The sequence below is a fragment of the Aquiluna borgnonia genome (assembly GCF_013283855.1).
Lineage (GTDB): Bacteria > Actinomycetota > Actinomycetes > Actinomycetales > Microbacteriaceae > Aquiluna > Aquiluna borgnonia.
The window spans coordinates 807661-821809 of sequence record NZ_CP054056.1; the positions used below are offsets into that span (position 1 = coordinate 807661).

13 protein-coding genes are annotated in these 14149 nt (G+C 54.9%); all 13 read right to left on the reverse strand.

All coding sequences use genetic code 11. The features are described from left to right. Nucleotides 1-103: 103 nt before the first annotated feature. Entirely contained in the window at nucleotides 104-883 is a 780-nt protein-coding gene (locus tag HRU87_RS04175) for an FtsQ-type POTRA domain-containing protein (protein WP_173493679.1), read from the reverse strand. Further along, nucleotides 884-2272, reverse strand: a complete 1389-nt coding sequence (murC, locus tag HRU87_RS04180) for a UDP-N-acetylmuramate--L-alanine ligase (protein WP_173493680.1) — start codon at nucleotides 2270-2272, stop codon at nucleotides 884-886. Beyond that, on the reverse strand, nucleotides 2265-3344 hold the full coding sequence (murG, locus tag HRU87_RS04185) for an undecaprenyldiphospho-muramoylpentapeptide beta-N-acetylglucosaminyltransferase (RefSeq protein WP_173493681.1): 1080 nt from the start codon (nucleotides 3342-3344) through the stop codon (nucleotides 2265-2267). The genes murC and murG overlap by 8 nt, the downstream gene beginning before the upstream one ends. Then, entirely contained in the window at nucleotides 3341-4492 is a 1152-nt protein-coding gene (locus tag HRU87_RS04190) for an FtsW/RodA/SpoVE family cell cycle protein (protein ID WP_173493682.1), read from the reverse strand. Before HRU87_RS04190 ends, murG begins: the two co-directional genes overlap by 4 nt. Further along, nucleotides 4489-5943, reverse strand: coding sequence for a UDP-N-acetylmuramoyl-L-alanine--D-glutamate ligase (gene murD, locus HRU87_RS04195; protein ID WP_246247193.1), 1455 nt, complete (start codon nucleotides 5941-5943; stop codon nucleotides 4489-4491). The genes HRU87_RS04190 and murD overlap by 4 nt, the downstream gene beginning before the upstream one ends. Continuing rightward, nucleotides 5925-7028 carry a phospho-N-acetylmuramoyl-pentapeptide-transferase gene (mraY, locus tag HRU87_RS04200; protein ID WP_173493684.1) on the reverse strand — a complete coding sequence of 368 codons (1104 nt, stop codon included), beginning with the start codon at nucleotides 7026-7028 and terminating at the stop codon, nucleotides 5925-5927. Before mraY ends, murD begins: the two co-directional genes overlap by 19 nt. After that, on the reverse strand, nucleotides 7025-8419 hold the full coding sequence (locus HRU87_RS04205) for a UDP-N-acetylmuramoyl-tripeptide--D-alanyl-D-alanine ligase (RefSeq protein ID WP_173493685.1): 1395 nt from the start codon (nucleotides 8417-8419) through the stop codon (nucleotides 7025-7027). Before HRU87_RS04205 ends, mraY begins: the two co-directional genes overlap by 4 nt. Continuing rightward, nucleotides 8412-9836 (reverse strand): Mur ligase family protein, encoded by a 1425-nt coding sequence (locus HRU87_RS04210; RefSeq protein WP_173493686.1) that lies wholly within the window; start codon nucleotides 9834-9836, stop codon nucleotides 8412-8414. Before HRU87_RS04210 ends, HRU87_RS04205 begins: the two co-directional genes overlap by 8 nt. Beyond that, nucleotides 9820-11598 carry a peptidoglycan D,D-transpeptidase FtsI family protein gene (locus HRU87_RS04215; protein ID WP_173493687.1) on the reverse strand — a complete coding sequence of 593 codons (1779 nt, stop codon included), beginning with the start codon at nucleotides 11596-11598 and terminating at the stop codon, nucleotides 9820-9822. Before HRU87_RS04215 ends, HRU87_RS04210 begins: the two co-directional genes overlap by 17 nt. A gap of 6 nt (nucleotides 11599-11604) precedes the next feature. Continuing rightward, a complete protein-coding gene (gene ftsL, locus HRU87_RS04220; RefSeq protein ID WP_173493688.1) occupies nucleotides 11605-12123 on the reverse strand; it encodes a cell division protein FtsL in 519 nt (172 codons plus the stop codon). Continuing rightward, nucleotides 12123-13082, reverse strand: coding sequence for a 16S rRNA (cytosine(1402)-N(4))-methyltransferase RsmH (gene rsmH / locus HRU87_RS04225; RefSeq protein ID WP_173493689.1), 960 nt, complete (start codon nucleotides 13080-13082; stop codon nucleotides 12123-12125). The genes ftsL and rsmH overlap by 1 nt, the downstream gene beginning before the upstream one ends. A 118-nt stretch (nucleotides 13083-13200) precedes the next feature. Next, nucleotides 13201-13632, reverse strand: a complete 432-nt coding sequence (gene mraZ / locus HRU87_RS04230; RefSeq protein WP_173493690.1) for a division/cell wall cluster transcriptional repressor MraZ — start codon at nucleotides 13630-13632, stop codon at nucleotides 13201-13203. Between the two features lie 143 nt (nucleotides 13633-13775). Further along, nucleotides 13776-14120: a DUF3040 domain-containing protein gene (locus HRU87_RS04235; protein WP_173493691.1), complete on the reverse strand. Its 345-nt coding sequence runs from the start codon at nucleotides 14118-14120 to the stop codon at nucleotides 13776-13778. Nucleotides 14121-14149 lie beyond the last annotated feature (29 nt).

Sequence of the window (14149 nt, forward strand, 5' to 3'; positions counted from 1 at the left end):
GGCTGAGGCTTAACCTTTTGAAGAGTTTTCAAATTGCGCCATGAAGGTAGGCCTGATTGCCCCCCTGAGGCCCCAAGCACTCGGGCGTGTCGCAAATGTTTGCTTAGTAATTTGGATAGGTGACCACGGGAGCATTTGGCGAAGAGACGTCGATGGTGACGTTGTTTTTCAAACCGGTGGCAATAAGCGACTGAAGCACCTCAGATTTCAACAGCGCCTTTTCAGTGTTGCCCCAAATTACCTTGATGTCTGTCTTTTTTAGCACCAGCCTGGTGGTTTTCTGCTCCGAGACCTCGATGGAAAACACCTGCTTGTAGGTGTTTACTGGCAGTGACAGCAGCACCTCGACAGCGGTCTCAAACTTGGGGTCTTTGGTTGGGTCCCCTGCGAGCCGCATGTACGGGTAAGAATCCCCGGCTGCAGCTTCAGAGATCTTCACCCCGGCTGCGTCGTAAAGATAATTCTTGCCACCGCGCAGCAGGGTAACCACCGGCTGCCGCTCCCTGACCTTGACCGTCAGGGTGTGCGGGGGTTCGGCCTGTAAAGCGAAGGTTTCAATCAGTGGAAAGTCCGAGAGTAATTGAGCAACCTGGTCCTGGCTCACTGTGGTCAGCGGTTTTCCAACCAGCTCCTCCATGGCACCCATTACGGCCGAGGCTTTTATGCGTTCATTGCCCACAACTCGAATTTGCTCAATCGCCAGCATGGGCGTCACGAAGGTAGCGACCACAACCGACATCAAAATCACGGGGCCCCCAACAGCGAGGATTCGAGCCCAGATGGCAAATCCCGAAAGTTTGCGCTTGGTTTTCTGGTCTCGGTTGCGAACTGCCTTGATCCGCTTTACCTCGCGACCTAAAAGTTCGCGCTCTGGCTTTTTCAACTATTCCTCCAGCGCGGCAAGCAACTGCGGAACCATTCGGTAGACATCACCGCAACCCATGGTGATGATGAAATCTCCGGAAGAAGCAAGTCTGGCCGCGACCGCAGGAGCATCATCCCAATTTGGCACGTAGTGCATCCGAGATTGATCGGCAAAGCGGTCGGCAATCAGTGCGCCGGTGACCCCAGGTTCCGGATCTTCACGAGCCGCGTAGATATCCAGGCATACCACCTGGTCACTCATCGCTAGAACCTCGGCAAATTCCTGCTGGAATATCCTCGTTCTGGAGTAAAGGTGTGGCTGAAAAACTGTAATCAGCTTGCCCTCACCGACCACGGCCCTGGCCCCCTGTAAGGCTGCGGCTACCTCGGTCGGGTGATGCGCAAAGTCGTCGTAAACCCGTACTCCCCGCACCTGACCGTGCAGCTCAAATCTCCGCTGCGTGCCGGAGAAGGGCTGTACGGCATCGCAGGCCTGGGCAAAATCAAACCCCAAGCCAACCAAGACGGCTACAGCACCAGCGGCATTCAGGGCGTTGTGGTGACCGGGGACACTCAGTTCCATCTGGTGTTCAAGGTCCCCAAACTGCAACTTGAATGAGACCTTAGGGCCCGAGCTGTCCAAAGCCACAACTCTCACGTTCGCAGACCCAGCAGTACCAAAACTTAGAACGTTGGCATGAGTGAGACGTGAACGAACCCTGGTGGCGCCAGGATCGTCAGACGAAATTACGACCAAGGACTCTGCCGAGTCGGCAAACTTCACAAATTCGCCCTCGAACGCTTCAAGAGAGCCAAAGTGGTCTAGGTGATCTGGGTCGACATTGGTAATTAGCGCTACATCGGTTTTGTAGTGCAGGAAAGAACTGTCAGACTCATCGGCCTCAATCACAAAAAATTCTCCGCTGCCAAAATCAGCAGATGCGCCAAGCTCCTGGATCACTCCCCCGTTGACAAAGCTCGGGTCAGCACCAAGGCGATTCAAAGCCGTAATAACCATTCCGGTGGAAGTGGTCTTGCCGTGAGCCCCCGCAACCGCAATCAAGCGACCACGCGAGGCAAGGTGAGCCAACAGGGCAGAGCGGTGCAGAATCGGTAACCCACGCTCCTGGGCCAACAGCAGCTCAGGATTAGTTGGCCACAGAGCGCTTGTGACCACAACGGTGTCCGGATTGCCAAGATTTTCTGCCGCATGGCCAATGTCAATCTCAGCCCCGAGATCCCTCAGGGCCTTTACGTTAGCCGTGTCTCGGAGGTCAGAGCCCGTAACCTTGTGGCCCATACCTAGTGTCAACCTGGCAATGCCAGACATCCCGCTTCCGCCAATTCCAATGAAATGAACTGTTCCAAGGTCGTCGGGAATGGGCTGGGTATAGTCAGGCTTAATCACGGTTATTAGTATTCACCGCATCGAGCACAAGCTCGCGCAGCCTCTCTGTGGCATCTGGAATTCCCACCGATTTGGCAGCCTTTGCCATTTGCTCAATGGTGGCTCTGTGACTAATGACCGGCACCACATCTGAAAGAACGTAATCCGGGGTGAAATCGGCATCGCTCACAATTTTTCCACCTCCAGCTTCAACGACGGTCAGTGCATTGAAGCGCTGCTCTCCGTTCCCAACCGGGTAGGGCACGTAAATCGCGGGTAGCCCACATGCGGCAAATTCACTCACTGTGCTGCTACCTGCACGAGAAATGGCCAATGTGCTGGCCGCAATCGCGACATCCATCCGGTCGCAATAATTCATCCGGACGTAGCCCTTGGTTGCAACCGGCTCAAGGCCAGCGCGATCCCCCACAATGTGCAAGACCTGTATGCCGGCTGCAGAAAGTTGATCAAGTGAGGCAATGACTGTTTCGTTGATACTTTTTGCGCCGAGCGATCCGCCGGTCACTAAAAGCGTTGGCAGGACCGGGTCCAAACCCAATTCGATTCTGGCCTGGCCCTGGTCATACCCGATGGCAGACTGAACAATCTCCGGGCGAATTGGCATGCCCGTAATTGCCGCCTCTCCCAAGTTGCTGTTCGGGAAAGCAACCGCCACGTGCTTGGTGAGCTTGGCACCAAGCCGATTGGCGATTCCAGCAAGCGCATTGGCCTCGTGAATCACCAGCGGCTTGCGAGCTAGAAAAGCCGCAACATAGGCCGGAGCCGAAGCGTAGCCACCAAAACCCACCACAGCATCAATTCGGTGTCTGCGGATCATCCCCAAAACCTCAGTCGTGGCAACCAGAAAACGAATAGGAAAAACTAGAGCCGCGAGGGTTAGCCGGCGAGGAAAAGGCAACCTAGCAATGGTCAAGAGCTCGAAACCGCGTTCGGGGACCAATCGAGATTCCAGACCCTCCTTGGTTCCCAGCGTGACGACGTGGTGATCCAGGCCTCGGAGTGACTGTGCGAGGGCGAGCATAGGATTTACGTGGCCGGCGGTGCCGCCCCCGGCCAGCAAAAAGCGGGTCATCGCCTTCTGCCCAGGTTAGCTACTCGGTCACGCTCCACAGCAAGCACCACTCCGATTGCGCCCAGGGTAGCGATCAGCGAGGACCCACCGGCAGAAATCAATGGCAGCGGGACACCGAGCACAGGGAACAGCCCCACCACAACGCCCATGTTGATAAAGCCCTGCATCACGATCCACAACATCACACCGATCACGATGTTTCTATTGAATGAGCTGGTCTGAGCCTGTGCGATGGCAAAGAGCACCATACCCATGGTGAAAAACAGCAGCACCACCATCAGCGCGCCAATCAGGCCCAGCTCCTCGCCAATGATGGCAAAAATAAAGTCATTTTCAACCTCTGGGATCCAGCTCCACTTGAGCTTTGACCGCCCAAGTCCGGTTCCGAATAGCCCCCCCGACGCAAGAGCCCAAGTTCCGTGTTCAAATTGCCAGCGCACCCCCATCGGGTCCGCTGCATCTGGGTTTAGCCAGGCATCAAATCGAATTCTTCGCGATGACGAACTCATCACCAGAACAGCACCCAGCACGGCACCACCGGCGGCTAGTCCAGCCCAAATGCCCGGATTCAATCCAGCAAACAGCACTACACCCATCATCATGATGACCATGACAATTCCGGTACCCATGTCGCGTCCGGCAACAGCCACCAATCCGATTGAGATGGCTGAGAAGCCAGCAACCCTGGTCCAAATTTGCCTGTTGTAAAACGGATCTCGATCATCCAGCTGAGAAAGCTGCAGTGCGACAAAAATGACTAGCGCGAGTTTTAGAAACTCAGAGGGCTGAATCGAAAACGGACCAAGGTCAAGCCAGTTTCGGTTTCCATTGATGTCCTGACCAAAAATAACCGTCGCCACCTGAGCGCCGAGTGAAACATACAAAAACAGTTGGGCAGCACGCCGGTAAACCTCCATGGGGATGTTGGATGCCACCAACATGCCCACAAGCCCAATCAGGGCAAATCCACCCTGACGGAAGAAAGTACTACCGGCATTTGAAGTCGTCTTGAAGGCGTCCACCGCCGAAGCACTAGCAACCATCACCAGACCAATGGCCACGATGAACAGGGTTAGCCCCAGGAGCCAGAAAAATAGCTTGGATTGAGCGTGAAGCCTTGGGGCAAGGGCGGTTTTCAACGTTGTCATGAGCCGGCTAGCTTTCTAACCTCAGCCTGAAACTTCAACCCACGATCCGCGTAGTCGACAAACTGATCCATGGACGCTGCGGCTGGGGCAAGCAAAACAGTGTCTCCCGCCTGCGCCAGCGAGGCTGCCGCTTCTACCGCTTCAATCATGACATCCGCTCCCGAGATGACCCTAACTGGAAGCATCGGTAAAACCTCAGCAAACAAGGCTTCTAGGATTTGCGTGTCTTTTCCGATCACCACCGCCCCGCGGAGTTTGGAACCGAATTCCTGAACTAGTGGCTTTGGATCGACCCCCTTGAGCAAACCGCCAACAATCCAAACCACTGAGTCAAACGCGGCCAGGGAGGCTGCAGCCGCATGAGCGTTGGTTGCCTTTGAGTCATCTATGAAGTCGACTCCTGAAACCCGAGCAACCAACTGAATTCGGTGCGGAGCCAACTTGAATGAAGTGAGGGCTGATCTTATTTGATCTGACTCAACGCCGGCGGCTCTCGCCAAAGCGGTGGCGGCGGCTACGTTGGACTTGAGGTGCTTGCTGACCACACCGATTTGTCCAATTTCATCGAGAGTCGCAATCTCTTGAGCGCTTTTCTGTCGATCGTCAATAAAGGCACGGTCAACCAAGAATTCCTCGACAAAACCGATTGCGGCCACGGGTGGAATCTGAGTGGTGAAGCCAATGGCTCTGCAGCCTTCAATCACGTCGGCATTTTCAGCCGCTTCAAGGGTCTTTGAGTCTTCCAGGTTGTAAACGATGGCAATTTCGGTGTTCTCAAAGACCTTTGACTTATCTGCAAAGTAGCTATCAAACGACCCATGCCAGTCAATGTGATCGGGAGCCAGGTTGAGAAATGCGCTGGCTAGGGGCTGGATCGAGCCCATGTAGTGCAGCTGAAAACTGCTCAGCTCAACGACCAGAAAATCAAAACCGTCAGGATCTCGCACCGCATCAAGGATCGGATTACCTATGTTTCCGCAGGCAACTGCTCGATAACCGGCCTCGTTGAGAATGTGGGTGGTTAGCTCGGTGGTCGTGGTTTTTCCGTTGGTTCCGGTAATAGCAATCCACTTGGCAACCTTGGAGGTTTTGTCCCTCAGGCGAAAAGCCAGGTCAATGTCAGTTAGCAGTTCGACCCCCTGCTCTTCGAGCAGCTTCACTAGAGGGTGACTGGGTGCAAAGCCGGGTGATACGACTGCAAAATCAAAACTTCGCTCAGCTGCTGTGAACTGTGCCGGCTGATCACTGGCGACCAGCTCCGCGCCAATGACATCTAGTAGGTTGCGGAAGTGTTCATCGGCATTTGCAGCAAAAACAACTACGGAGGCCCCAAGCTCAACCATGGTGTCTGCAACCGAGAAGCCGCTTTTTCCAAGGCCTAAAACTGCCACCTGCAGATTGGCCCAGTCATCGTGCCAGCTGCGCTGCGAAATCATATTCCGTAGATCCACTCCACGTAGAACAGCCCGATTCCAGAAACCACGCTTAGTGCGGCGATGATCCAGAAGCGAACCACAACGGTCACCTCAGCCCAGCCCTTGAGTTCAAAATGGTGGTGCAACGGGGACATCAGGAACACCCGTTTTCCTGTCCCAGTGCGCCACTTGGTTAGCTTGAAATAGGTGCGCTGGATCACCACAGAACCGGTGACAATGACAAAGATCCCGCCGATTAGAACCAAAAGCAGCTCGGTTCGAGACACAATCGCCAGGGCGGCAAGGGCGCCGCCAAGGCCCAGAGACCCGACATCGCCCATGAAGATTTGAGCCGGAGAGGTGTTCCACCAGAGGAACCCGACACATGCGCCAACAATCGCGGCGGCGACAACTGCCACATCCAGCGGGTCCCTGACGTTGTAGCAGGAAGCTAAGTTCTCAGTAACGGTGGAGCAACTTTGGTTGAACTGCCAAAACCCGATCACCACGTATGCACCGATGGCCATTATCGCCGAGCCGGAGGCCAAGCCGTCTAGGCCATCAGCGATGTTCACACCGTTTGAGGCGCTTGTTACCAAAAGCGATATCCACGCTATGAACAGCCCCATGCCAATTACCGAACCCCAGATGAAGAGATCAATCGGTAAATCACGGAAAAGTGAAATCGCGGTAGATGCTGGAGTGAGCCCGTCTTCGTCTGGAAAACCCAAAGCCAGGACGGCAAAAATGACAGCAACCACGACCTGCCCTGCAATCTTTGCCCAACCGGTCAGCCCGAGGCTTCTTTGATTGCGGACCTTGATGTAATCATCAATAAACCCAACCAGCCCAAGGCCGAGCATCATGAAAATAACCAGCAGGGCTGACATGGATGGGTTCTCCCCGTTTATCAGCTTTGAGACAAAGTATCCGACGGTTGCAGCGGTCAAAATTACTATTCCACCCATGGTTGGAGTGCCCCGTTTGGTGTGGTGAGCCTTGGGGCCGTCGTCACGGATGAATTGACCCCACTGCAGGTTTTTGAAGAGCCAAATGAAACCCGGGGTGGCAAAGAGTGAGATGAACATGGCTATGGCGCCAGCTGCGAGCAGAGCTCTCATTTCAATCCTGCCAATTCATCACCTAAAAATCGCAATCCAGCCACGTTGCTGGATTTAACCAGCACCACGTCGCCGGCGACTAGCTTGCCAGCAATGACCTCAAATGCTTCGCTGACAGTCTGAGAAAAATGAGATTCCCCGTCCCAGCTGCCCTCCTGCATCGCTCCCATGTGGATTAGCTTGGCTTCATCACCCACCACGTATAGCTGGTCAATGTTGTAGCGGACCACCAGTCTCCCCAGCTGATCGTGAAGCTCATTGCCGTATGGTCCGAGCTCGGCCATTTGACCCAGCACTGCGATTGTTCGGTGGCCCTGTCGCCCAATCGTGGCAAGTGTCTGAAGAGCGGCCCGCATCGAATCCGGGGAAGCGTTGTAGGCATCGTTGATGACAAAGACGCCATCTGGGCGCTGAATCAGCTGCATCCTCCAGCGCTCTGCGAGCTCCATGTCACTTAGTGCCCGCATGGAAATTGTTCGTGGGACCCCCAGCTGCTCCGCTGCCGCTAAAGCTGCAGCTGCATTCATTGCCTGGTGCTCGCCCAAAATCTTCAGGCGAAGCAATTGGGCGTCTCCATCGGGGAACTTCATTTCGATGTCGGTGCCGGCCAGCGACAAGGTCACTCTCCCGATCTCGAAGTCTGCCCCATTGTCAAAGCCAAACGTCACTTTGTTTACACCGGGGCTTGGCTCAAACTTAGAAACGATTGGGTCATCGGCGTTCAAGATCGCCACTTTGGTGATGTGCGGCATTAGCTCGCGTTTAATCTGCGCGGTTATGTCAACCGAGCCAAAAGCTCCCGCGTGGGCGAGACCTACCTTTAGTTCGATTCCTATTTCCGGCTTGCACCAGGAGGCCAGTTTCTCAATTGACCCGATACCGGCGGCCCCCATTTCCAGGACCAAGTACCTGGTGTCAGGTTCCAATCTCAAAACTGTTATTGGCAGCCCAACCTCATTGTTGAAGGAATCCCGAGGGGCAACAGTCTTGCCAACCCGACTCAAAATTGCCGCCAGCATGTTTTTGGTTGATGTCTTGCCGTTTGATCCGGTGATTCCAATTACCTGGAGGTCACCAATTGCCCTGACTCGCCTTAGCACCTCGGCAGCCAAGTCCCGCAGGGCCAGAACCGTGTCCTCAACCTGGATTTGAGCTATGGCGGCATCCGCTCTGGGAGTTGAAACAATCGCAAGGGCAGCGCCACGAGTCACAGCATCGGGCAGGTAGCGATGCCCGTCATCGTGCTCCCCCAGCTTGGCAAAAAAGACATCTCCGACACCGATGTTCCTGGAATCTGTGTCGCAGACACCACTCACCACATCTTCGGGATTGCCCGAAACAATCCTGCCGTTTACAGCCGTGGCTATCTCAGCCAGTGAAAGTTCAATCACGCTCGACGGCCCTTCTAGCGATTTCAATCGCATCAAATGGAACCTTGGTTCCAGAAATCTCTCGATACTTCAGGTGTCCCGGCCCACACCAGAGCACCGCCGAATCCTCACTTGTGAGCTCGATGGCCTTCGCTATCGCAGCTTCAGGGTCGGAAATCTCGAAAAGCCTCCCACTGTCCATAATTTTTTGGGCCGTTGAGACCAGCGTTTCTCTAATTGCCGCCGGGTCCTCATCTCGAGGGTGCTGGTCGGTAATTATCAGCGTGCTGGCCTTCGCGCCAGCCTCAGCCATGGCCGCCCGTTTGCCCTGGTCACGATTTCCACTGGCTCCGAGCACAACGGTAAGACTTGGATACCTTGAGGCAATCTCTTGAACCGCAGCCTCAACTCCCGCTGGGGTGTGTGCGTAGTCGACAAAGACGGCGGGCTTTTTTTCACTCACTCGCTGCAGGCGCCCTGAGACATTCAAATTGGCATTTGAGACTGCGGAGGACAATGCATCGACATCAAAGCCAGCCTCCAGCAGCATCACGACTGCAACCACAAGATTCTTGGCCATCAAGGCACCGCCAGTGAAGCTAAAAACTCCGGTCTGCTTGCCGGAAATTGATAGCTGCTGCCCCGTGAAACGGTAACGGTAATCCCCGCCTTCGCCAATTGTGACAATCGGGATCTGGCACATAGTTATCAGCTGCGCGGCGTAAGGATCTTCGTTGAGAATCACCCCGGATTTCGCGAACTCAGAGGTAAACAGCCTGGCCTTCGCCACCAGGTACTGGTCCATTGACCCGAAATCATCGAGGTGGTCCCTGGAGAGGTTGGTAAAACCCACAGTTTCGAACAAAATGGCATCCACCCGATTTCGAATCATTGCCTGGGCGGAAACTTCAATGACCGCAGCCATCTGCCCGGCGGCTCTCATCTCCGCGAGCATCTTGTGCAGCTGGGTGACCTCGGGTGTGGTTAGCTCACTTCCGCGAATCTCATTGCCTACGATGCGATTCGTGGAGGCGCTCAAGCCGCAAGAAACTTGCAGTTGGGTCAGAATTTGCTGAAGGTAGCTGACCGTTGAGGTCTTACCGTTAGTTCCAGTTACCCCAAAAAGCCTCATGCCAGCGGTCCTGGTGCCGTAAAGCTCCCCCGCAATCTCACCCGCAACCTGCTTGGGGTTCGGATGGATCAGGGTTGGAAAATCTCCGGTTGGGACGTGGTGCTCGTCGGTTAGCACCGCTACGGCTCCGGCGGCTCTTGCCCGCTCAAGAAATTCAATGCCATGGGAGCGCTCTCCCTCGGCAGCGATGAATAAATCTCCCGGCACTATCAGGCGTGAGTCAAGTTGAACACCAGAGACAAGGGTGTGAAAGTAATTGGAGCTCAGGCGAAACTTACGCGCCAGTTCGCTAGTTTCTAGGCTCAACTTCGCCCTGCGATCCAGATGGTAGGTCAGGTGAAAGTGTCGTTGAGGGTGGGACTCGATAACTCTTGAGGGCTTGAGACATGATCGCCTTGAACGGCCCTGTCGCCTTGAGGGAGTTACTAACACCCTGTCCCTTATAGATTGTCACCCCAACCACAAACTTGGGGTTTTCCGCCGGGGCAATGCCATAGAAGGAGATCGCGAATTGGGAGCCGTAGCCACTGCCATCTTTGATCTGTGCGGTACCGGTCTTACCAGCCACTCGGTAGCCCTCCACAGCGGCATTCTGGCCCACACCCCCAAACTCGACAACCTTTTCCATGAGGTTGATGTTCAGTTTCGCGGTTGACGCATCCAGCACACGGGTGGCCTTTTGGGTGGGGGCGTACTCGATAGTGCCGTCTTCGCTCATGCAGTTCTCAACCAAAATTGGGTCCAGCCTGACCCCACCGTTTGCCATTGCCTGGTAGGCGTATGCCATCTGGATGCCGGTGACCGAAATTCCCTGACCGTAGGTCGTGGCGTAGTTGGTCATCTTGTCCCAGTCCTCGTAGTTGTGCAGAATTCCCTGGGACTCCCCCTCGAAGTTCAGAGCGCTCTCGGAACCAAAGCCAAATTTTTGCAGGTAGTTGTAACGGGTCTTCTTGTCGATCTTCACGCCGAAGTTCGACATTCCCGTGTTCGAAGAGTAGCGCAGCACTCCGCCGAGGGTGAGGTTGAATTTCTCGTGACCAAAGCTGTCTTTGATCCAACCACCTGGAAAGTCAAGGCGCTGATAGTCCGGTGCCGGCACCGTGTCGTAGGCATCAGCAGTGCCAGTGTCCAAAACCATGGCAGAGGTTAGCGCCTTCATGATGGAGCCAGGCTCGAATGCCGCCTGGAAAATCTTTGAACCGCGATTACTGGCATCAGAGGCACTTGGGTCATTGGGGTCGACAGTTGGCGCTTCAGCAGCAGCCAGCAATTTGCCAGTTTCAACTTCCACCACGACAGCCGAGGCCCACTGGGCTCCAAGCTCGTTGACGGTGTCAGCCAGGACCTGCTGGGCAAAAAACTGCAAATTTGCATCAATCGAGAGGTTCAGGGTCGAACCATTTTCGGTGGGCTGAGTCACCACGTTGGAAGTCGGGATTCGAACCCCTTCGGCACTTCGCTCAAAGGTCTCCTGGCCATCGACTCCGGCCAAACAGGTGTTGTACTGGCGCTCTAGGCCGGCAAGCGGAACTCCATCCGAACCCACAAAACCAATCAGATTGCCTGCCACTGCACCGTTTGGATAGAGCCGGTCGGCAAAGGGATCAAAGTAGATCCAGGGGATGCCGAGTTCCTTTATGTCGTTGTAGGTTTGGGCATCAACTTTCTTGGCTAGGTTTGAGTACTCAGAGTCGCCCTGAAGTTTTAGCATCAACTCTTCAACACTCAAACCCAAAAGTGGCGCCAGCTCCATGACTATCTGCTCAACCGTGCGCTCTGTTCGAACTCCGTCTACGGTCTTGAAGACACTGCCAACATTCTTAGGGGCGGCATTAACGTCGTAGCGAAAAACAGTCCGAGCCAGCACCTGACCGTTTGCATCCCGAATTTCACCGCGAAGTGCAGTAAGGGTTTGAGTAACCGAACGCGATTCCAGAGACTCGGCCTGAATTTCTTGGGCCCGAACCAGCTGGTAATCGACCAGCCTCCACCCCAAGGCTAATACCAAAACTACGAGCAGCATGGCGAAAATACTCAAGCGCCTAGAGAGCTTTGCGTGAGTACCCATGGCGGCCTATCTGGTTGGTGAAGCTGGAATTTCTCCCGCTTGCAAAGTTACGACAGGTTCGCTGCTTTGCTCAGTTTCGACACCCGCAGAGACCTCAGCAGAGGCAACAGTGGCAGCACTGAATTCTGAAACGGTACCCATGGCGGAGTTTGCTACCAGGTTGCCGCTGGCAACGGCAGCGGTTGCAGGGTCGGCAGGCTTTGGCTTTCCGTAAACCTTGTCAGACTCGATGTCCAGTAGCACGGAGGCTGGGTTGGCAACCATACCCAAACGGTTAGCGGCATCGGCAAGGTTTTGCGGGGATGCTAGCGAGTCGACCTCCTCCTGAAGAATCTGGACTTGGGTGGCGAGGTCTCGCTTCTCAATCTTGAGGCTGCGAAGCTGGTAGGCGTCCTGAGTGAGAATCATGTTTAGAACCAGCTGCCCAATCAGGACAACCACGATCCCAATCACGAAGATCAATCCCGCTGTCATGTTGGGACGCAGGCTCCTTGCCTCTCGCTGGGAAACCATGTAAACAGCCATTATTTTGCCTCCAGTTTTTCTGCCGCCCGAAGCCGTGCCGAGGCAGACCTTGGGTTTTTCTCCAGTTCAAGTTCCGTGGCGCGCTCCACGCCGCGGGTGACAATCTTCAAAATTGGTGCGGTGCCGGGGAGCTCTATTGGCATCTCAACCGGAGTGGTACTTGTGGCGGCCGCCTGGAGGGCTTCTTTGACAATCCCGTCCTCCAGCGAGTGATAGGACATCACTACAAGGCGGCCACCAACAGCTAGCGCAGCGATTGCCTGGGGCATGGCGTCCTCAAGCACTGAAAGCTCGTCGTTCACTGCAATTCGTAGAGCCTGGTAAATCCGCTTGGCTGGGTGACCGAGGGTCTTGCCAGGGATGACTGGAACCACCTCCGAAACCAAACGGTTTAGCTGGACACTGGTCAAAATTGGGGTAACCTGGCGGTCTTTTACGATTCGTCTTGCAATCGGACCGGCAAATCGTTCCTCACCGTACTTGCGGAAAATTCTGGTCAGTTCAGCCTCGTCCAGGGTGGCGAGCAAGTCAGCTGCGGTCTTGCCGCTCGTCTGATCCATGCGCATGTCTAGCGGCGCATCCTGGGCATAGGCAAAGCCTCGGTCAGACTGGTCCAGCTGCATGCTGCTAACGCCAAGGTCCATCAAGATTCCGTGCACCTCAGAAATGCCGCGCTGCTGCAGAATTTCGTCAATCTCGTCGTAGCGCGCGAAAGCCGGCAAAAATCTGGTTCCGAACTCGGCTAAACGCTTGCTGGCCAATTCAATGGCTACCGGGTCCCGGTCAATTCCAATCACCGTGAGGTTTGGGAACTGGCTCAGCATCGCCTCGGTGTGACCACCAAGTCCGAGAGTGCAGTCGATAGCAACCGGATTCTGGCCCTGAAAACCGGGTGCTAGCAAATCCAGGCAACGCTGCAGCATTACCGGCTGGTGAAGCTCTGCGATGGTCTGATTCATAGCATTTCCGCTGTCTGGTCCCTACCCTTCGGTCCTTGTCCGTTTGTGAGCTTGGTTTTCACTTGATCCGGCTTATGGGAAGGAAGTCGGAGCACGGCCAAGGACCGAAGGGCAGGGGCTAGAACAATCCCGGAATCACCTCCTGCGCTTGCGAGGCGAATCCTTCTTCATTTGAAGCGAGGTAGGTCTGCCAGGTTGCAGCGTCCCAAATTTCAGCTCGGGCACCAACGCCGATAATTACGAGTTCCTTGCTCAGGCCTGCGTACTCGCGAAGCAGCTGAGGAAGCAGAACTCGACCCTGGCGGTCAACTGATTCGTCACTGGCTCCGGAGAGAAAGACGCGCAGATAACGCCTCGCCTCCTCGTTGGTGACTGGCGCCTGTCGGATCTTCTCGTGGACCGAGGCAAATTCTTTTGCCGAAAAGACGTAGAGACAACGCTCTTGGCCGCGAGTGATGACAATGCCGTCTCCAAGCTCGTCACGGAACTTGGCAGGAAGGATGATGCGGCCCTTGTCGTCCAGCTTGGGCGTGTGAGTACCAAGTAGCACTTTGCACCCCTTCCCAAGCAATTACCTCCACTTTACTCCACTTTGCTCCACTTTGCTTGATTTAGGCGTGTTTTTTATCACGTTTTGAGCAAGATTTTGAAAAAAGAAAAACCCCGCCGAGGCGGGGTTTTGAGAGGCTTTAGCTACTCGTTACCAAAGCGCTGATTCCAGCGATCTTCGAAGAAGTTGGATTTTTGGCCGGGCTCAATTTTCGGAAGCTCGGGCAGCTTGAAATTAGCGCTCGCGACCACCAGGCCGATGAGCATGACCAGGAATGCTACGACCCCAAAAAAGGCCACCTGCAAAACAACTGCCAAGATCAAAAGGCCCAGGCCTGCAAGAAAGACCAGGACTCCGGCAACTAGTTTTCCGGCTGACTGATTGGTCCCACCGGTGCTTCTAAGGGTCTTGGCTAGGTCAGCATCCTGAGCGAGCAGGTTGCGCTCCATCTCTTCGAGCAGTTTTTGCTCGCGTTCGGAAAGTGCCATGTCTGACTCCCATCTTTCCCAATTGTAAA

Coding starts and splice junctions, on each gene's coding strand:
- murG (WP_173493681.1), bottom strand. CDS start 3,344: ATGACCCGCTTTTTGCTGGCCGGGGGCGGCACCGCCGGCCACGTAAAT.
- HRU87_RS04190 (WP_173493682.1), bottom strand. CDS start 4,492: ATGACAACGTTGAAAACCGCCCTTGCCCCAAGGCTTCACGCTCAATCC.
- mraY (WP_173493684.1), bottom strand. CDS start 7,028: ATGAGAGCTCTGCTCGCAGCTGGCGCCATAGCCATGTTCATCTCACTC.
- HRU87_RS04215 (WP_173493687.1), bottom strand. CDS start 11,598: ATGGGTACTCACGCAAAGCTCTCTAGGCGCTTGAGTATTTTCGCCATG.
- ftsL (WP_173493688.1), bottom strand. CDS start 12,123: ATGGCTGTTTACATGGTTTCCCAGCGAGAGGCAAGGAGCCTGCGTCCC.
- rsmH (WP_173493689.1), bottom strand. CDS start 13,082: ATGAATCAGACCATCGCAGAGCTTCACCAGCCGGTAATGCTGCAGCGT.
- HRU87_RS04235 (WP_173493691.1), bottom strand. CDS start 14,120: ATGGCACTTTCCGAACGCGAGCAAAAACTGCTCGAAGAGATGGAGCGC.